Annotated in this window: 13 protein-coding genes and 7 pseudogenes; 7 read left to right on the top strand and 13 right to left on the bottom strand. The window is 62.9% G+C overall.

Annotated elements, in window-relative coordinates; genetic code table 11:
• Positions 1 to 178: 178 nt before the first annotated feature.
• Positions 179 to 1144 (bottom strand): N-acetyl-D-Glu racemase DgcA, encoded by a 966-nt coding sequence (gene dgcA, locus AC0L7P_RS06150; RefSeq protein ID WP_473434917.1) that lies wholly within the window; start codon positions 1142 to 1144, stop codon positions 179 to 181.
• A gap of 24 nt (positions 1145 to 1168) precedes the next feature.
• Positions 1169 to 2167 (bottom strand): annotated as a pseudogene (gene dgcN / locus AC0L7P_RS06145) (N-acetyltransferase DgcN).
• Between the two features lie 244 nt (positions 2168 to 2411).
• On the opposite strand from dgcN, the pseudogene AC0L7P_RS06140 reads away from it, so the two are divergent.
• A pseudogene (locus tag AC0L7P_RS06140) lies at positions 2412 to 3367 on the top strand (L-malyl-CoA/beta-methylmalyl-CoA lyase).
• Positions 3368 to 3517: 150 nt separating this feature from the next.
• Here AC0L7P_RS06140 and AC0L7P_RS06135 read toward each other — a convergent pair.
• Positions 3518 to 4354: an AraC family transcriptional regulator gene (locus AC0L7P_RS06135; protein ID WP_473434916.1), complete on the bottom strand. Its 837-nt coding sequence runs from the start codon at positions 4352 to 4354 to the stop codon at positions 3518 to 3520.
• A 124-nt stretch (positions 4355 to 4478) separates the two neighbouring features.
• On the opposite strand from AC0L7P_RS06135, the gene AC0L7P_RS06130 reads away from it, so the two are divergent.
• Positions 4479 to 5441, top strand: a complete 963-nt coding sequence (locus AC0L7P_RS06130; protein WP_473434915.1) for an acetyl-CoA carboxylase carboxyltransferase subunit alpha — start codon at positions 4479 to 4481, stop codon at positions 5439 to 5441.
• Positions 5442 to 5459: 18 nt separating this feature from the next.
• Here AC0L7P_RS06130 and AC0L7P_RS06125 read toward each other — a convergent pair whose 3' ends face one another.
• From AC0L7P_RS06125 to AC0L7P_RS06110, 4 genes and pseudogenes are all read right to left on the bottom strand, one after another.
• Complete coding sequence (locus AC0L7P_RS06125) at positions 5460 to 6071, bottom strand: pyridoxamine 5'-phosphate oxidase family protein (protein WP_473434914.1); 612 nt, start codon at positions 6069 to 6071, stop codon at positions 5460 to 5462.
• 31 nt (positions 6072 to 6102) lie between these two features.
• Positions 6103 to 6855, bottom strand: a complete 753-nt coding sequence (locus AC0L7P_RS06120; RefSeq protein WP_473434913.1) for a lysophospholipid acyltransferase family protein — start codon at positions 6853 to 6855, stop codon at positions 6103 to 6105.
• Positions 6855 to 7753 (bottom strand): annotated as a pseudogene (locus AC0L7P_RS06115) (cell division protein FtsX). The gene AC0L7P_RS06120 and the pseudogene AC0L7P_RS06115 overlap by 1 nt, the downstream one beginning before the upstream one ends.
• Positions 7753 to 8429: pseudogene (locus AC0L7P_RS06110) on the bottom strand (cell division ATP-binding protein FtsE). The pseudogenes AC0L7P_RS06115 and AC0L7P_RS06110 overlap by 1 nt, the downstream one beginning before the upstream one ends.
• Before the next feature lie 118 nt (positions 8430 to 8547).
• Here AC0L7P_RS06110 and AC0L7P_RS06105 point away from each other — a divergent pair.
• A pseudogene (locus AC0L7P_RS06105) lies at positions 8548 to 8652 on the top strand (MJ0042-type zinc finger domain-containing protein); the annotation flags it as partial.
• Between the two features lie 27 nt (positions 8653 to 8679).
• On the opposite strand, the gene AC0L7P_RS06100 reads toward AC0L7P_RS06105, so the two are convergent.
• On the bottom strand, positions 8680 to 8856 hold the full coding sequence (locus AC0L7P_RS06100; protein ID WP_473435548.1) for a hypothetical protein: 177 nt from the start codon (positions 8854 to 8856) through the stop codon (positions 8680 to 8682).
• Positions 8857 to 9103: 247 nt separating this feature from the next.
• On the opposite strand from AC0L7P_RS06100, the gene AC0L7P_RS06095 reads away from it, so the two are divergent.
• Positions 9104 to 9427, top strand: a complete 324-nt coding sequence (locus AC0L7P_RS06095) for a hypothetical protein (RefSeq protein ID WP_473434912.1) — start codon at positions 9104 to 9106, stop codon at positions 9425 to 9427.
• Positions 9428 to 9457: 30 nt separating this feature from the next.
• Here AC0L7P_RS06095 and AC0L7P_RS06090 read toward each other — a convergent pair.
• Together AC0L7P_RS06090 and lysA are read right to left on the bottom strand one after the other, a co-directional pair.
• Positions 9458 to 12057 (bottom strand): annotated as a pseudogene (locus tag AC0L7P_RS06090) (TIGR02302 family protein).
• A gap of 42 nt (positions 12058 to 12099) precedes the next feature.
• Positions 12100 to 13365 carry a diaminopimelate decarboxylase gene (lysA, locus tag AC0L7P_RS06085; RefSeq protein WP_473434911.1) on the bottom strand — a complete coding sequence of 422 codons (1266 nt, stop codon included), beginning with the start codon at positions 13363 to 13365 and terminating at the stop codon, positions 12100 to 12102.
• Positions 13366 to 13474: 109 nt separating this feature from the next.
• Here lysA and AC0L7P_RS06080 point away from each other — a divergent pair, with 109 nt between their 5' ends.
• Positions 13475 to 13897, top strand: coding sequence for a hypothetical protein (locus AC0L7P_RS06080; protein ID WP_473434910.1), 423 nt, complete (start codon positions 13475 to 13477; stop codon positions 13895 to 13897).
• Positions 13894 to 14628: a WD40/YVTN/BNR-like repeat-containing protein gene (locus AC0L7P_RS06075; protein ID WP_473434909.1), complete on the top strand. Its 735-nt coding sequence runs from the start codon at positions 13894 to 13896 to the stop codon at positions 14626 to 14628. Before AC0L7P_RS06080 ends, AC0L7P_RS06075 begins: the two co-directional genes overlap by 4 nt.
• Before the next feature lie 5 nt (positions 14629 to 14633).
• Here the strand turns inward: AC0L7P_RS06075 and AC0L7P_RS06070 are convergent, their stop codons facing one another.
• Both AC0L7P_RS06070 and argH read right to left on the bottom strand, forming a co-directional pair.
• The gene (locus AC0L7P_RS06070) at positions 14634 to 14774 is read right to left on the bottom strand and encodes a hypothetical protein (RefSeq protein WP_473434908.1); all 141 of its coding nucleotides are present in this window, start codon (positions 14772 to 14774) and stop codon (positions 14634 to 14636) included.
• A gap of 44 nt (positions 14775 to 14818) precedes the next feature.
• Positions 14819 to 16210: an argininosuccinate lyase gene (argH, locus tag AC0L7P_RS06065; protein ID WP_473434907.1), complete on the bottom strand. Its 1392-nt coding sequence runs from the start codon at positions 16208 to 16210 to the stop codon at positions 14819 to 14821.
• Positions 16211 to 16225: 15 nt separating this feature from the next.
• Between argH and AC0L7P_RS06060 the strand changes: the two genes are divergently transcribed.
• Positions 16226 to 16774, top strand: a complete 549-nt coding sequence (locus tag AC0L7P_RS06060; protein WP_473434906.1) for a TlpA disulfide reductase family protein — start codon at positions 16226 to 16228, stop codon at positions 16772 to 16774.
• On the opposite strand, the pseudogene AC0L7P_RS06055 reads toward AC0L7P_RS06060, so the two are convergent.
• Positions 16771 to 17303 (bottom strand): annotated as a pseudogene (locus AC0L7P_RS06055) (DNA-3-methyladenine glycosylase I). The gene AC0L7P_RS06060 and the pseudogene AC0L7P_RS06055 sit on opposite strands and share 4 nt — an antisense overlap.
• Positions 17304 to 17454 lie beyond the last annotated feature (151 nt).

Below are 17454 nucleotides of genomic sequence, written 5' to 3'. Positions count from 1 at the left end.
AGCCGATACGTTCGCTCCCCCACCACACAATCGCTGTCCGGCCCACAGGCCAGCGCGGGTGTGGCGATCAAAAAGGCGAAAACAACAAGGATCAGACGCATGGCAAGGCTCCGCAGTGGGTTGCCCATACCATGGGCGATCCCCCCGAAAACCAGAGTCACCTTGCCGTGAGGCCCGTTCAGCCCCAGAGCGCGGCCACCGGCGGATGCACCCCCGCATCGTCGAAATGCAGCGGCGTATCGCGGTCTTCGGCCAACAACAGCGGGCCATCCAGATCGGTAAACGCCATCCCCTGCGCCAGCAACACCGCCGGCGCCATGGCCAGAGATGTGCCAACCATGCACCCCACCATCACGCCAAACCCCTGGGCGCGGGCGGCATCGCGCAGGGCCAGCGCCTCGGTCAGCCCGCCTGTCTTGTCCAGCTTGATGTTGATCACATCATATTTTCCCGCCAGATCGCCCAGCGAAGCCCGGTCATGGCAGGATTCATCAGCGCACACCGGCAAGGGGCGCGCTATTTCGCCCAACATGTCATCCTGTCCGGCGGGCAACGGCTGTTCAACCAGCTTCACGCCCATGCGCACCAGATGGGGGGCCAGCTCGGTATAAACCTCAACGCTCCACCCCTCATTGGCATCCACGATGATCGCGGCATCCGGCGCACCGGCGCGCACCGCCTCAAGGCGGATCATATCATCCGGCGTGCCCAGTTTGATTTTCAACAACGGGCGATGGGCATGACGCGCTGCCGCCGCGCGCATGTTTTCCGGGGTATCCAGCGACAGGGTAAAGGCGGTGATTTCCGGCCCCGGCGCCGGCAACCCGGCCAGTTCCCACACCCGTTTGCCCGCCTGTTTCGCCGCCAGATCCCACAGGGCGCAATCCACCGCATTGCGCCCCGCCCCCGGTGCCATCACCCCTTGCAGGGCGTCACGGGTAATATCACCGGGCAGGGCATCAATCTGCGCCGTCACGCTCTCCAGCGTTTCACCATACCGGGCATAGGGCACACATTCGCCCCAGCCCCGGTGCGCGCCATCCTCCAGCCGCACGGTTAAAACCCGCGCCTCGGTGCGTGACCCGCGCGAAATGGTAAAGGCTTCGGCCAGGCGAAAGGTATCTGATGTAACGCTACGCTGCATGACAGGCTCCGTTTTGACGACAGGTTACAGCGCCAAAAGCGCATCAACCAGATTGGCAGTACCAAACCGGTATGGATCGGTACAGGGCAGGCCCATGCGGGTTTCCGTCTCTTCGATCAGGCGCCGCGCCTCATCCTCGCCCAGCGCCTTGGTGTTGATCGACACCCCCGTCACCTGCGCCGCCGGATTGGCGATCCGCGCCAGCGGCAGCGCGGTGTCGCGCAACATTTCCAGCGTCGGCAGCGCATACCCCGGCAACCCGCGCATATGGGTGCGGGTGGGTTCGTGACACAGAATCATCGCATCCGGTTGCCCCCCGTGAATCAGCGCCATGGTGACCCCGGAATAGGAAACGTGAAACAGGCTCCCCTGCCCTTCGATGTGATCCCAATGATCGGCGTCATTGTCGGGGGTCAGATATTCCACCGCACCGGCCATGAAATCGGCAATCACCGCATCCAGCGGCACGCCCCCCGGTGATCAGAATGCCCGTCTGCCCGGTGGGCCGAAAGGTCGATTTCACCCCGCGCCCGCGCATATCGGCATCCACGGCCAGACCGGTATACATCTTGCCCACCGAACAATCGGTGCCGATCGCCAGACAACGTTTACCGCTGCGCTTTTCACCATTGGCAATGGGATAGGCCACCGTGGGAATGCGCACATCATGCAACGTCGGCCCATGCAGACGCGCCGCCGAAATCAGCTCATTCTCGTTGCGCAACAGGGTGTGCAACCCCGCCGCCAGATCGAACCCCAAACGGATCGCCTCAACGAGAATAACCTTCCAGGCGTCGGAAATCACGCCCCCCGGTTGGCCACCCCGATCACCAAAGTTTTCGCGCCCGCCGCCTTGGCCTCGGCCAGGGTCATGTCGGGCAGGCCCATATCGGCGCCACAGCCAGGCATCCGATATTGCCCCAGCGCCACGTCGGGGTTCCAGTCCTTGATCCCCTGCGCCACCTTGGCGGCCAAAGCATCCGGCGCATCGCCGAGAAAAAGAAGATAGGGTGTCTGTATCATGGCAACCATCCTTATAGATTTGGGACAGCATAGCGCGGGTTGATGAAATGAGCTTCCTATTTACGCGCCCAGACATACACATGCAGGATATTCATTCACCATATCGGGCATTGGCGCAATATATGTGCGCCCGTTGCGCCCCCCGATACAGAGCCCGCCAATGCGCCACTGGCAGCCTTGCACTCCACTTCGCAATATCATAACAAAACACAACGCAAAAATGAACTAATATTACGAGGCCGCCATGTCCTTCCGTGTCCAACCCCCGCCCCTGCCCGCCCGAACCGGTGCCAATTGTTCGGCCCCGGCTCGCGCCCCGAAATCTTTGAAAAGATGGCCAAGAGCGATGCCGACGTGATCAACCTGGATCTGGAAGATTCCGTCACCCCCGACGACAAACCCAAAGCCCGCACCAATATCATCACGGCCATCAATGATATCGACTGGGGCACCAAACACCTCAGTGTCCGCATCAACGGCCTCGACACCCCCTATTGGTATCGCGATGTGGTGGATGTGCTGGAACAGGCAGACGACCGGATTGATCAGATCATGATCCCCAAGGTGGGCTGCGCCGCCGATGTCTATGCCGTCGATGCCCTGGTCACAGCAGTCGAGGCGGCAAAGCACCGCAAAAAACCCATCGCCCTTGAGGTGATCATCGAAACCGCCGCCGGAATCGCCCATGTGGAAGACATCGCCGCCAGTTCGCCGCGCCTCCAGGCGATGAGCCTCGGCGCCGCCGATTTCGCCGCCTCCATGGGCATGCAGACAACGGGCATCGGTGGCACCCAGGAAAATTATTACATGCACCGCGCAGGGCAGAAATACTGGTCCGATCCCTGGCACTGGGCACAAACCGCCATCGTCGCGGCCTGCCGCACCCACGGCGTGCTGCCCGTCGATGGCCCGTTCGGCGACTTTTCAGATGACGAAGGCTTCCGCGCCCAGGCCCTGCGCTCGGCCACGCTGGGCATGGTCGGCAAATGGGCGATCCACCCCAAACAGGTGGCCCTGGCCAACGCCATCTTCACCCCCACCCCCGAAGCGGTGCAAGAGGCCCGCGATATCCTCGCCGCCATGGAACAGGCCAAACACGACGGACAAGGCGCCGCCGTCTACAAGGGCCGCCTCGTCGATCTCGCCTCGATCCGCCAGGCCAAGGGGATCGTACGTCAATCAGAAATGATCGCCACCTGATCCACTTTTTACTGATAAAAATACTCAGGCCCGCCCACAGCCCACACAACGTATCCGCAAGGCACGCCAACCGCCCCGGGCGCCAACCGCCCGAAGGGCGCAAATATCATGTGCGCCGCAGGCGCTCCGTCGGATCAGGTCAGTGGCGGATCAGGTCAGTGGCACACAGATCTCGGTCAACAGATCGTCAGGCGCGGTATCCTGAGGGGAATTGAGGTAATATTCAAACGGCGGGCTGTCCGCCGCCTGCCGCCCTGATTGCGGCAACCATTCACCGTAAAGGTAATCATAGGCCGCCTTCAACCCCGCATATGGCCCTTTGAACGTCAGCACGGCATGTTCGCCCCCGGCCAGATCCACCACCGACAGTGGCGCATCGGGATGATAGCTGTCGATCACCACCGCACCGGCAAAACTCTGCAACTCGGCCTCGGGTTTGCTGGCCGGGTCGTCGTAATACACGCCCACCATCCCGCGCACCTTGTCCGTGTCATCGCGCGCACAGATCAGGGTAAAGGTCTGCTCAAAGGCCCGCCCGATCTCCATATACGGCCCTGTGTGCGGCACACCCGCGACGCGGTACGCCGGCCGGTCCTCGGTTTTCACATCAAACATCTCTCTGTCTCCTTTGGTTGGGGTATGCAGGGGCGCGCGCAGATCGCCACGACGGCGAAAGGCACCCGGCCCTGTTCCATAGGCGTCGCTAAAGGTGCGGGTGAAACTTTGCAGGTTCGGGTATCCAACACGCCGCCCGATTTCGGCCACTGCCAGATCGGTCTGCACCAGCCAGCAGGCCGCACGGTGCATCCGCACCCGGCGCACCGCCTGGGCGATGGTTTCACCGGTCATGGCGTGAAACACCCGGTGCCAGTGAAACCGCGACATCGCCGCCACATCCGCCAGGGCATCCAGCGAAAGATCGCCTGCCGGGTTGTCGTGAATGTGATCCAGCACCCGCACCAGCCGTGTTTCGTATGAATGCCCCATCTGCGCCCTTTCCCTGCCCATGCCCCGGAATGCCACGACAGGGTTGCACAAATCTTGCCGAGTTGCATTGCCCGCCGCACACCGCCATATACACCCCATTCGCGCGACCCAGCAGGAGCCTCTGATGACCACTTATCTCGAATTCGAAAAGCCGCTCTCGGCGATTGAGGGCAAGGCCGAGGAACTGCGCGCCATGGCCCGGACCAACGCGGAAATGGATGTGGAAAAAGAGGCGGCGGCGCTGGATAAAAAAGCCGCCGACATGCTGACCGAGATGTACCGCGCCCTGTCGCCCTGGAACAAATGCCAGGTGGCACGCCATCCTGCCCGGCCCCATTGCAAGGATTATGTGCGCGATCTGTTCACCGAATTCACCCCCCTTGCCGGCGACCGCAACTTCGCCGACGATCACGCGATCATCGGCGGCATCGGGCGGCTGAGCGGGCGGGCCGTGGTGGTGATCGGCCATGAAAAGGGCCACGACACCAAAACCCGGATTGAACGGAATTTCGGCATGGCCCGCCCCGAAGGCTACCGCAAGGCGATCTGCCTGATGGATCTGGCCGACCGGTTCAACATGCCGGTAATCACCCTCGTGGATACCCCCGGCGCCTATCCGGGCAAGGGCGCCGAAGAGCGCGGCCAATCCGAGGCGATCGCCCGCAGCACCCAGAAATGCCTTGAGATCGGCGTGCCGCTGATTTCGGTCATCGTCGGCGAAGGCGGGTCAGGCGGCGCTGTGGCCTTTGCCACGGCCTCGAAACTGGCGATGCTGGAACATTCGATCTATTCGGTCATTTCGCCCGAAGGCTGCGCGTCGATCCTGTGGAAAGACGCCGAAAAGATGCGCGAAGCCGCCGAGGCCCTGCATCTTACCGCACAGGATCTGAAAAAACTCGGGGTGGCCGACACAATCATCGACGAACCACTGGGCGGCGCCCAACGGGATTCGGCCAGCACCATCGCCAACGTGGGCAAAGCCGTGGAAAAGATGCTGAGCGAATTGGATGGCACATCCCGCGACGATATCATCGCCCAACGGCGCAAGAAATTCCTCGGCATGGGAAGTCTGGGCCTGGCGGCCTGAGATCGGGCGCCCGTCCGGCTACCACATGGTTTCTGCCGCGCGTCCGCTCCACGCGGCGTCATAGGTCTCGCCGCCCACCGCGCCCTCGGTCAGTGCCGACAACATCTGCCCCGGCGTGGGCAGGCCGGCACTGTCATCGCGCCCGGCCCAAAGCCCGCTGCGCAGGATGGCGCGGGCGCATTGAAAATAAACCTCATCAATCGCGATCACGCTGACACTGCGCGGCTGTTTGCCGCTGCGCGCGAAACCTGCGCACAGGTCGGCGTCAGCGGTGACAATACCCCGCCCGTTCACCCGCACCACATTTCCTGACCCCGGCACCATGAACATCAGCGATACACGCGGGTCGCGGACGATATTGCGCAGGGTGTCGATCCGGTTGTTGCCACGCCAATCGGGCAGGGCAAGGGTTTGGCGATCCAGCACCCGCACCACCGGGCCGTCATCGCCCCGGGGCGATGCATCGGTGCCTTCCGGCCCCACGGTCGACAGGATGCAGAACCGCGCCGCCATGATCCAGCGCCGGTATTCATCGTTCAGTCCCCGGGCCACCTTGCGCGTCGCTGCAACCACCGGCGCGCCATACAGCGCCTCAAGCGTGGCAAGATCGGCAATCGGCTGAAAGGACATATCGGGCCTCCTGTCGGGGCAAACGCCGGGGTTACGACCCAGAGGCCACCAACGACGGCACGACAAACCCCGCCTCGGCCATCAGCGCATCAGAGCGGGTTTCCACGGCGGTTTCAAGGCGGGCCATGAACTCGGCCTTCGGCAGGCCCGGCGGGATCGGCTCCAGAAATTCAACCACCGCGTTGCCCGGTTTGCGATAGACGCCGCGTTTGGGCCAGAAAACCCCCACGTTGCAGGCCACCGGAACACAGGGTTGGCCCAGTTGAGCATAGAGAACCCCCGTGCCCGCCTTATAGGGCTGCTTTACCCCTGGGGCCACGCGGGTGCCTTGGGAATAGATGGTCAACTGCCCCGGCGTGGTGTTGCCCGCCTCGACATCGCGCAGCATTTTGACAATCGCCTGTCCCCGTTTGCCACGGTCCACGAAAATGCACCCGACCCGCCAGGCGTATTGCCCAAGGATCGGCGCCCAGGCCAGCTCCTTTTTCATGATGAACCGGCCCCGGGGCATGGCTCCGAAAATGATCAGGATATCCAGAAACGACTGGTGTTTGGCCGCCACCAGAACGCCACCCGTGGGCGGTGTGCCGCGCACTTCGGTCTTCAGCCCGATCATCCACCGCGCCGACCACCGCACCCAGCGGCAATAGGCATGACAGGCGGCATAGGCCCCCCGGGGCGACATCAGCGCCCAGGGCAGAAACACCACGGCGCACACGGCCATCGCCAGATACATGCAGAAATTGAACACCAACGAACGCAGCCATTGAATGCCATAGGCCATCAGGTAATCTCCTTTAAGGCGCGCAGGGCGGCCAACCGGGTGGACCAGAATGCAATCACCGCCGTCAGGGGCGGAATCAGCAGCGGCACAAGCCACCCCGCCCCGACAAACCCCAGCCCGGTCAAAAACCCGCCCGCCGCATCGGCCCGGGGCAACAGGGCGATGGCAATCATGCCCAAAGCGGTGCCAACCGCCGCCCCGGTCAGGGCGCGCAGGGTGAAACGGCGCACAAAGGCCCGGGCGATATAGCTGTCGCGCGCCCCCACAAGGCGCAGCACGCGGATCACCTGCGCATTGGCCGACAGGGCTGCATTGGCCGCGAGGGTGATCATCGCCACCACCACACCGCCGATCAACAGCAGGCTGAACAACCCCAGCGTGTTCAGCCGCCCCGCCGCCGCAACCAGGGCCGCCGCCAGCGGGTGTGATCATCCAGAACCGCGCCCGGCGCTTCGGCCCTGAGGCGCAGGCGCAGGCCCTCGCCGTCATAGCCATCGCTGGTTTCGACCACGGCGATCAACTGTGGGATCGGCAGGGTTTCCACCGGCAGATCGGGGCCGAACCACGGCTCCAGCAGGGCGCGCTGTTCTGCCGGGTCCAAGGCCCGGGCCGAGGCGACGCCGGTGGTCGATTGCAACACCCGCAGCGCTGCGGCGGTCTGGGTTGCCATCTGATCGGCGGGGGCGGAAATGCGCACCGTGGAACTATGGGCCAATTCCTGCGACCACCGGTCGGCCAACCGCGCCGTGGCCAGGGACAGGGCCAGCGCAAACACCCCCAGAAATGCCATCGCCGCCGCCGTCAACAGCGTAAGGTGCGCGGTAAAGCCGGTGGGCGGCACGGCGCGGTCGGCCCGGGGATCACCCTTGAGAATGGTCAGAATTTCGGACAGGCGCATTACAGATCGGCCCCCGCCAGTTGCAGCCGCCGGTCCTTGATCCGCAGCACCCGCGCGGCAACCTGCGATTTGGCCTGACGGATCAGGTTCAGATCATGGGTGGCCACCAGAATGGCCTTGCCCATGCGATTCAGTTCCACCAGCAGGGTCAGCAGGCGCAGGGACATTTCCCAATCCAGATTGCCCGTCGGTTCATCCGCCAGAATGACATCGGGCGACATCACCACTGCCCGCGCCAGTGCCGCGCGCTGCCGTTCGCCCCCGAAAGCTCGGGTGGGAGCGACCGCAATTTCGACGCCAGACCGACCCACCCCAGAAGTTGCTGCATCTCGGTCATGTTGGCCTCGGTGCTTTGCCCTGACACGCTCAGGGGCAGCGCGACATTCTCAAGCAGCGGCAGATGATCGAGAAACTGGCAATCCTGATGCACAATCCCCACCCGGCGGCGCACGGCAGCCACGCCATTGCGATCAATCTCGTGGGCGGCGCGGCCAAAAAGGGTGACCGTGCCCTTGGTTGCCATCAGCTCCATATAACAAAGTTTGAGCAGGGTGGATTTTCCCGCCCCCGAAGGCCCGGTCAGAAAATGGAACGATCCCGGCGCCAGTCGCAACGATATGTCCGACAACAACGCGTCGCCGCCGTAGCTATAGCTGACCTCATTTAACTCGATCACTGTTTTACCGGTCCCTGTTTGCGCCGGTTCGTTCTGCCCCAGACGGCAGGGTGTTTCAATCATATCACGCAGATCGGCCAATATTGGCCCGCAACCCCTTGATCTTCACCCAAGGGCAATGAAAGTGTTAACTTCTGATAATGGAACGGTTGAGGGGTCCGCAATGCGGCTGATTTGCCCGAATTGCGCAGCGGAATACGAGGTGGACGCCTCGATGATCCCGGATGACGGGCGTGACGTACAATGTTCGTCATGCGGTCACACGTGGTTTCAGCGCCCCGATGCCGCCGATGACATGCTGGCCGAGGAAATGGGCGTCACCGCCCCCGACCCCACATTCGCCGAACCCGAGCCGGACACGGAACCCGAAACAGAGCCAGAACCCAAGGCCCCTGCCCCCCAAAAGCGCGCGAGCTGGACGAAGCAACCCGTGACATCCTGCGCGAAGAGGCGCGCCGCGAGGCAGACGCCCGGCGCCGCGATGCCGAGGCAGGAGGGGGCTGGAATCCCAGCCCGAACTGGGCCTGACCGATCCCGAAGGGGCGCAATCGCGCGCGGCCGCCGCCAAGGCGCGGCTCGCCCGTCTGCGCAGCACCCCCGAAGACGCGCCCGAGGAAGACGCCACCAGAGCCGCTGTCGCCGCTGCGGTTTCGGCCTCGTCGCGCCGTGAACTGTTGCCCGACATCGAAGAAATCAATTCCACCCTCACCGCCACAGGCGATCGGCACAGCGCCGAAACGGTCGAGGAAATCGAACAGGCGGCGGAAACCCGGCGCGGGTTCCGGTTTGGGTTTTTCACCGTGTTCGTGATCATCGCCGCGCTGATACTGCTCTATATGTTCGCGCCACAACTGGCCAAGGCCGTGCCGTCCCTTACTCCGGCGCTGATGGCTTATCTCGACTGGGCAAATGGCATTCTGGACCTGATCGACGATGGCTTACGCAGCGCCGTGGCGGCGATGCAGGGGTTGATCGGCGGCAGCACCGACAACGGTTGAACCAACTGCCACACGACCAACCTGCCCGTTTCAGAACCGGTCAAGCAACCGCTTGAGATAATCCAGCTCTTGTTCAGGGCGCTGCTGTTCGCCCGAGCGGCGGCGGATTTCATCCAGCAATTCCTCGGCCCGGCGATAGACATCTTCGCCCTGCAACAGGTTTTCATCGGTGCCAAGCTGCCCCTGTGACCCCGCCTCGCGGCCCAGTGGATCGCGCTGGCGCCCTTGCGGATCGCCCTTGGTGCTGGCCTGGCCCTGCCCGTTACGCTGGCGTTGTTCCTGCGCCATCGCCTCGCCCAGATTGCGGATACCTTCGCGCAGGGCCTCCATGGCATCGGATTGCTGATCCAGCGCCTCGGCGTAATCGCCTTCGCGCAGGGCCTTTTCGGCGCCGTCCATCGCATCACCCGCACGATCAAGCGCCTCGCGCGCCGCGTCGCCCTCAGAGGTGCCGGCCCCGGGCAGGTTGCCCTGCTGGCGGTTCAATTCATCGCGCAGGGCCTGTTGACGATCGGCAAGGCCCTGTTCGCCATTGCTGCCCTGGCCCTGTTTACCCTCTTGTCCGTCAGAGTTGCCACCCTGCCCCTGACCGCCCTGCCCTTCGTGGCTTTCGCCCCGGCCCTGGCCGCCGTTGCGCCCTTCGTTGCCGTCATTTTCACCAGCCCGGGCGCCGGGGTTGAATTGTTCCTGCAAATCGCGGAACGCCTGATCCGACAGGCCCTGCTGTTCGCGCAGGGTATCGGCCAGATCTTCCATGGCCTGTTCGCCTTCGCCCTTCTGGCCCTGTCCCTGCTGGCCTTGGGTGACCTGCATGTTTTCCATCATCTGCTGCAACTGATCCAAAAGCTGTTGCGCCTCGGCCATGCGGCCCTGCTCCATCAGTTCCTGAATCCGGTCCATCATCTGTTGCAACTGATCTTGGGTGATTTCCTGTGTCTCACCCTCGGCCTGCTGTTGTTCACCACGCTCGGCGTTCTCGGCCAGTTGGCGCATGTAATCCTGCATCGCCTGGCGCATTTCCTCCATCAGGCCGGCGATTTCCTCGTCGCTGGCACCATCTTTCATTGCCTCGCTCAGACGGTCCTGCGCCCGGCGCAGACGTTCCAGCGCATCGGCCATATCGCCGTATTCGATTTCCTCGGCGATGTTCCAAAGGGCATCGGCCACTTCGGTTTGAATGGCCGGAGTAAGAGGCGCAGCCTGAAATCCGGCCTCAAGCCTGCGGATCGCCACGCGCAATTTCATATACATGGTTTCGGACCGAAAGATGTCTTTGGGCGACCAGGACACCGCGCGCAACACCTGCGCCACCCGTTTGGCATTATCGCGCGACCAAAGCAGATCGCGGCGCTGTTCGATGATCGCCTTGGCCAGCGGATCAAAAAACCGCAACCCGCCAAGGTTTTCATTGATGTCCGAGCTTTCGCCGCCCTGGCCCTTTGCATCCTCAACACGCAAGCGGATGACGACAGGCATGTTGGCCCAGGGGTGTTTGCTGAAATTATCGGTCAGAACTTCCTCAAAATCGGCGCGATCGCCGTTGAACGGCAGGGGCAGGTCCAACACGATGGCATCGCGCGGCTCAGGATCAACCGCCAGACCATAGCGGCGATCAAGCGCCGCCAGATCCAGCGTGATCGTCGCCGTTCCTGATACGATACCGTAATCATCGCGCGCCAGAAACGGTTGGCGCAATTCGCCATCGGCCTTGTGTTCGGCCATGGCAGAGATTGCGACGGTGGGGGCCATGTCTGGCTCCATCACCACCTGCCAGCCGCGCCCGCCGGGGCCGTCGATTTCAATCCGTCCGCTTTGGACCACTTCAAAGGTCTGTGCCAGATCGCCGGTCGGTGGGGTTTCACCCTTGGTCGCTGGGCCGGGCGTGCGGCCTGACACATCTTCGATCACCGAAAGCGCGCCAACCTTGCCATAAAGGCGCAGGGTCAGGCGGCTGCCTTCGGGCACGCGCAGGGTGTCACCGGGGATATCCGCCAGATACAGGCTTGGCTTGCCGGTATAGGCGGGCGGTTCCACCCACCCCTCCCACGCCGGCCCCGCCGCAAGGGCGGCGCCACCGCCCCCGGCGCCATATCGCCCACCGATGCCACCCGCCAGAACGAGCCGAACAACAGCGCCACGGCAAACAACAACACCGCCCCATAACGCAGCGCGAAAGGATCGCGGGCGGCAATCCGCAGATCGGGCTGCACGGCACGGGCGGCCTTTACCCGTTCGGCCATGCGGGCGATATGGGCCTGCCACACCGCCTCGGATCCGGGATCATTGCCGCCGATGGCCTGGGTGTCGGTCAATGTCTGAATCGGGCGCCCGCGCAGGGTGGCATCCAGCCGCGTCAGGGCATCGGCGCGACTGGGCATGCGGAACGCGCGAATGCCACGCCACAAGAACCACAGCAGCGCCAACAGGGCAATCGCGCCGCCCCCCCAGACCACCTCAAGCGGTACATGATCCTGCACACCCAGCATCAGCGCGCCAAGGGTGACCAGAACAACGCTCCACGCGGGCCAGAACCCACGCGTCAGCCGTTCGGCCACCATGCCCATACGGGTCAGGGCCAGCGGACGGCGCAGGCTGTCAAAGGCGGGGTGGGTCAGTGTCGGTTCCGGCATCGGCCCTCGCAGTCGGTTTGCCCCATGCGGAACGTACCGCGATCAGAGCCATTCAGGTATGGTATCGCGATTGAGCATTTCGTCAAAGGTCGGCCGCGCCCGAATGACAGCGAATTGATCGTCCCTGACCAACACCTCGGGGATCAGGGGGCGGGAATTGTATTCCGACGCCATGACAGCGCCATACGCCCCCGCACTGCGCAACGCGATCAGATCACCGGCGGCAAGCACGGGCAAGGCGCGGCGTTTGGCAAAGGTATCACCAGATTCGCAAACCGGGCCAACGATGTCATAAAGGCGCGGCTCATGGCCGGGCGCGGGTTCGCTCAGCGGCACAATATCGTGGTACGCGCCATACATGGCAGGGCGGATCAGATCGTTCATCGCCGCATCGACGATCAGAAATTCCCGCTCTTCGCCTTCTTTGACAAAGATCACCTCGGCCACCAGAACCCCGGCGTTTCCGGCAATCAGGCGGCCCGGCTCAATCTCGATCTCGCAGCCCAGATCGCCCAGGGTCCGCTGCACCATGGCACCATAATCCGATGGCAGGGGCGGGTCGGCGTTGCTCCGCTCATAGGGGATGCCAAGGCCGCCCCCCAGATCGAGCCTGCTGATGGTGTGACCATCCGCACGCAATTCAGCGGTCAGCGCGGCAACCTTGCCATAGGCCGCCTCGAACGGGGCCAGATCGGTCAGTTGACTGCCGATATGCACGTCGATGCCGATCACCTTCAGCCCCGGCAGGGTGGCGGCATGGGCATAGACAGCGCGGGCGCGGGAAATCGGGATGCCGAACTTGTCTTCCTTGCGGCCCGTGGCGATTTTTTCGTGGGTCTTGGCATCAACATCGGGGTTCACGCGCACCGTGATCGGGGCAACCACCCCAAGGGACAGGGCGACTTCGTTCAGCGCCTCCATTTCCGGTTCGGATTCGACGTTGAACTGGCGAATCCCGCCACTCAGGGCCAGTTTCATTTCCTCGCGGGTTTTACCGACACCGGAAAACACAATGCGTTCACCCGGAACACCCGCCGCCTTTGCCCGGCGATATTCGCCGCCCGACACCACATCCATGCCGGCCCCCAGATCACCCAGCAGTTTCAGCACGGCAAGGTTGGAGTTGGCCTTCATTGCGTAACAAATCAGGTGATCGACACCGCTCAGCGCGTCGTCGAACAGGCGGAAATGCCGGGTGAGGGTGGCGGCGGAATAGCAATAGAACGGCGTGCCGACACTTGCCGCGATCTCGGACAGGGGCACGTCTTCGGCACAAAGCTGCCCTGAATTGTAAAGAAAATGATCCATTCGATGCCCCCATTGCTGTCAGCGACATAGCACACCCTGCGCGGGGTGCAATTCATGGGGATCACGCAGGGCGATTTCGTGGTAACATCGGACAAACGCAGGAGGGATCATGGCACGATCGGTTCAGGTACTTGTGGGAACGACAAAGGGCGCTTTCGTGCTGAAAGGCGACGGGGCGCGGGAAAACTGGGCCGTCAGCGGCCCGTTTTGCGACGGCTGGCCGATCAATCATGTGATTGGCGATCCGGCCACCGGCACGCTCTGGGCCGCTGGCGGGGGCGATTGGCACGGTGCGGGGGTGTGGCGTTCGGGCGATGGCCAAACATGGGAATTGTCAAAACTGGCCAACGGACAGGCCGACGCATGGCTGGCCGAAAGCCCCGAGATGGCCGAAACCATGGGCATGGAACCGGCACCCCCGCCCCCTTTACCGACAAGGTCAATACCCTGTGGTCGCTGGGGCGCAGTGGCGGAACGCTTTATGCGGGGGCCAAGCCTGCCGCGCTGTATTCCAGCGATGATGGCGGGGTGAGTTGGGCGGTGGTGCAGGGATTGAACGATCACCCCTCAGGCGACAGTTGGGAGCCGGGAGCGGCGGGGCTGGTGCTGCACTCGATCGCTGCCGATCCGGCGGATGCGGCCAAACTGTGGGTCGCGATTTCCGCCGCCGGGGTGTTTGCAACCGAGGACGGCGGCGCCACATGGGAACGGCGCAACCGCCTGTCCAACGCCGTGACCCCCGGCACCCACAGCCACCCCGCCGCACCCTGCGGCAGTGATACGGGGCTGTGCGTGCATAATATTGTGCGCGCCGGTGATCCCGGCGATCTGATCTATCAGCAAAACCACCATGGCACCTATCGCAGCCGCGATGGCGGGCGCAGTTGGGATGACATCACCGAAGGTCTGCCCAGTACCTTTGGGTTTCCCGTCACGGTTCACCCCCATGACCCCGATACGGTTTGGGTGCTGCCCCTGAACAGCGATATCGCCGGGCGTTATCCCCCCGATGCCGCCGCTGCCGTCTGGCGATCACGCGATGGAGGCGAGACATGGGAGGCGACGCGCCAGGGGCTACCGCAGGAAGGGTGTTTCTTCACTGTGCTGCGGCAGGGCATGGCCCATGACACCGCCGAAACGCCCGGCCTCTATTTCGGCACCAACACCGGATCCGTCTTTGCCAGCCTTGACGAGGGCGACACATGGGCCGAAATCGCCCGGCATCTGCCGACGGTTCTGGCGGTGGAAACCCTGACCCGCTGACCGGTTCAGAGCGTGCCGGTAACGCCGATCCGGGCGTCGCCGCTGACGCTGACACCGGGCTGCTGTGCGTTGGGCCGTTCAGGCGCGCCATTGGCGCCGCAGGCGGCCAGCAGGGCAGTTGTGGCAAGGGCAACAATCAGGCGCATTGGCAATCCTTTCCGGGATGATGCGAAGGGTATCAGGGGAAAGGTTACCCCAACACCCCTTGCCAGCGGGCAATCTGTTCGCGCACCCGCACCGGCGCAGTGCCACCATAGCTCAGCCGGGATGCCACCGAATTATGCACCCCCAGCACCGAGAACACATCTTCGGTGATCTTGTCATTCACCGATTTCATATCCTCCAGCGTCAGGTCAGGCAGATCACATCCCTTACCCTCGGCCATGGCCACCAATGCGCCGGTCACATGGTGCGCCTCGCGAAATGGCATGCCCGCCTCGCGCACCAGCCAATCGGCCAGATCGGTCGCGGTGGAAAATCCCGAACCGGCGGCGGCTTCCAACACCTCGGTGTTGGCGCTCATGTCCTTTACCATGCCCTCCATCGCGGCAAGGGCGAGCATCAGGGAATCGGCGGCGTCAAAGGTCTGTTCCTTGTCTTCCTGCATGTCCTTGGAATAGGCCAGCGGCAGCCCTTTCATCACCGTAAGCAGCGCCACCTGCGCCCCCAGAATCCGCCCGATCTTGGCACGGATCAGTTCGGCCGCGTCGGGGTTTTTCTTTTGTGGCATGATGGACGAACCGGTCGAGAACCGATCCGACAGCGCCACAAAGCGGAACTGCGCCGATGACCAGATCACCAATTCCTCGGCAAAGCGGCTCAGGTGCATGGCGCAAATCGTGGCCGCGCCAAGAAACTCCAGCGCGAAATCCCGGTCCGCCACGGAATCAAGCGAATTTGCCGTGGGCCGGTCAAACCCCAGGGCATGGGCCGTTGCTTCGCGATCAATCGGAAACCCGGTGCCGGCCAGCGCCGCCGCGCCAAGGGGCGATTCGTTCATCCGGGCGCGGGCATCGCGAAACCGCGAAACATCCCGGCCCAGCATTTCAACATAGGCCATCATGTGGTGCCCCCAAGTGACCGGCTGGGCGGTTTGCAGATGGGTAAAGCCCGGCATCACCCAATCGGCGCCCGCCGCCGCCTGTGTCAAAAGCGCGCGCTGCAAGGCCTCGCAGCCCGAAATCGCGGCGTCCAACTGATCGCGCACCCAAAGCTTGAAATCGGTCGCCACCTGATCATTGCGTGACCGGCCCGTGTGCAAACGGCCCGCAGGTTCCCCGATGACCTCTTTCAGGCGCGCCTCGACGTTCATGTGGATGTCTTCCAGCGCAGCCGAAAACTGAAATGTTCCGGCCTCGATTTCTGACAACACCGTGAGCAGGCCTTCCCTGATCGCGGTGGCATCGTTATCGGTGATGATACCTTGTGCGGCCAGCATGGCAGCATGGGCACGCGACCCGGCAATATCCTGCGGCGCCATCCGTTTGTCATACGAGATCGAGGCATTGATTGCCTCCATGATCGCGTCCGGCCCGGCGGCAAACCGCCCGCCCCACATCGCGTTTTGTGTTTTTTCGGTCATGGAAGGGCCCCGATCATGAAAATTCTGCTGTCTGCGGTTCTTTATATGGCACTTGCGGTGGGTGCAAACGCTGCTGATCTTGCCACTCTGAACGGGCTGCGCGAAGGGGATATGAAAAAGCTGAACTTTCATTCCGAACCCAAAGACGTTTCCGATGCGGTGTTCACCGACAAGGACGGCGGCGAACACACCCTGGCCGACTGGCAGGGCAAGGTCGTTCTGGTGAATTTCTGGGCCACATGGTGCGCCCCCTGCCGCCACGAAATGCCCGATCTGAATGCCTTGCAACAAGAATTGGGCAGTGACCGGTTTGAGGTCGTGCCGGTTGCCACGGGCCGCAACACCCTGTCTGGGGTTCAGCGTTTCTTTTCCGAGGCCGGCGTGACCGCCCTGCCGATCCTGCTTGACCCGAAACAGGCGGTGGCGCGCGAAATGGCGGTTCTGGGCCTGCCGATCACCGTGATCCTGAATGAACAGGGTCAGGAAATCGCCCGCCTGACCGGCGATGCCGAATGGAACAGCGACAGCGCCAAGGCGATCATCAAGGCCCTGACCGACGGTTAGGGGCGCGCCAGTTTCGCCACCTTTTCATGGCAGGGGCAGGTGATCAGATGGTCGTTGACCATGCCCACCGCCTCCATGAAGGCATAAACAATGGTCGGGCCGCAGAACCGGAACCCCTGTTTTTTCAGGTCTTTCGAGATTCGCGCCGAAAGGGGGTCTGCGGCGGCACCTCGGCCATGGTGGCGAAACGATTTTGCCGCGCGACGCCATCCATATAATCCCACAAGAACCGGTCGAATCCCTGCTTTTCCTCGATCGCAATCCAGGCGCGGGCATTGCCGATGGTCGCCTCTATCTTGCCCCGGTGCCGGATGATTCCGGCATTGGCCAAAAGGCGCTGCACCTCGGGTTCGCCCCAGCCTGCAATGCGCTCGGGGTTGAATCCTTCAAATGCCGCACGAAAATTTTCGCGTTTCTTCAGAATGGTGATCCAGCTCAGCCCCGCCTGAAACCCGTCGAGAATCAGCTTTTCCCACAATGCGCGACTGTCCCATTCGGGCACGCCCCATTCCCTGTCGTGATAGGCCATATAAATCGGGTCATCTCCGCACCAATCGCACCGTTGTTCCATTATCTGTTCCTCGCCTGACACCTTCTCGGGCCTTTTAGACGAATTAGAACAAAATGAGAATATTCATGTCTTGTTAGAACACTTTTGCAAATGTGGCCCGGCACGTCAT

The organism is Oceaniglobus sp. K40-3 (genome assembly GCF_055808395.1).
The sequence above is the reverse complement of the archived record's forward strand: the minus strand, read 5'-3'. Positions and strand labels throughout refer to the sequence as shown.

What these genes read in the sequence shown, in the direction of transcription:
- dgcA (WP_473434917.1), bottom strand. Translation starts at nt 1,144, where the DNA reads ATGCAGCGTAGCGTTACATCAGATACCTTTCGCCTGGCCGAAGCCTTT.
- AC0L7P_RS06135 (WP_473434916.1), bottom strand. Translation starts at nt 4,354, where the DNA reads ATGGGGCATTCATACGAAACACGGCTGGTGCGGGTGCTGGATCACATT.
- AC0L7P_RS06130 (WP_473434915.1), top strand. Translation starts at nt 4,479, where the DNA reads ATGACCACTTATCTCGAATTCGAAAAGCCGCTCTCGGCGATTGAGGGC.
- AC0L7P_RS06125 (WP_473434914.1), bottom strand. Translation starts at nt 6,071, where the DNA reads ATGTCCTTTCAGCCGATTGCCGATCTTGCCACGCTTGAGGCGCTGTAT.
- AC0L7P_RS06120 (WP_473434913.1), bottom strand. Translation starts at nt 6,855, where the DNA reads ATGGCCTATGGCATTCAATGGCTGCGTTCGTTGGTGTTCAATTTCTGC.
- lysA (WP_473434911.1), bottom strand. Translation starts at nt 13,365, where the DNA reads ATGGATCATTTTCTTTACAATTCAGGGCAGCTTTGTGCCGAAGACGTG.
- AC0L7P_RS06080 (WP_473434910.1), top strand. Translation starts at nt 13,475, where the DNA reads ATGGCACGATCGGTTCAGGTACTTGTGGGAACGACAAAGGGCGCTTTC.
- AC0L7P_RS06070 (WP_473434908.1), bottom strand. Translation starts at nt 14,774, where the DNA reads ATGCGCCTGATTGTTGCCCTTGCCACAACTGCCCTGCTGGCCGCCTGC.
- argH (WP_473434907.1), bottom strand. Translation starts at nt 16,210, where the DNA reads ATGACCGAAAAAACACAAAACGCGATGTGGGGCGGGCGGTTTGCCGCC.
- AC0L7P_RS06060 (WP_473434906.1), top strand. Translation starts at nt 16,226, where the DNA reads ATGAAAATTCTGCTGTCTGCGGTTCTTTATATGGCACTTGCGGTGGGT.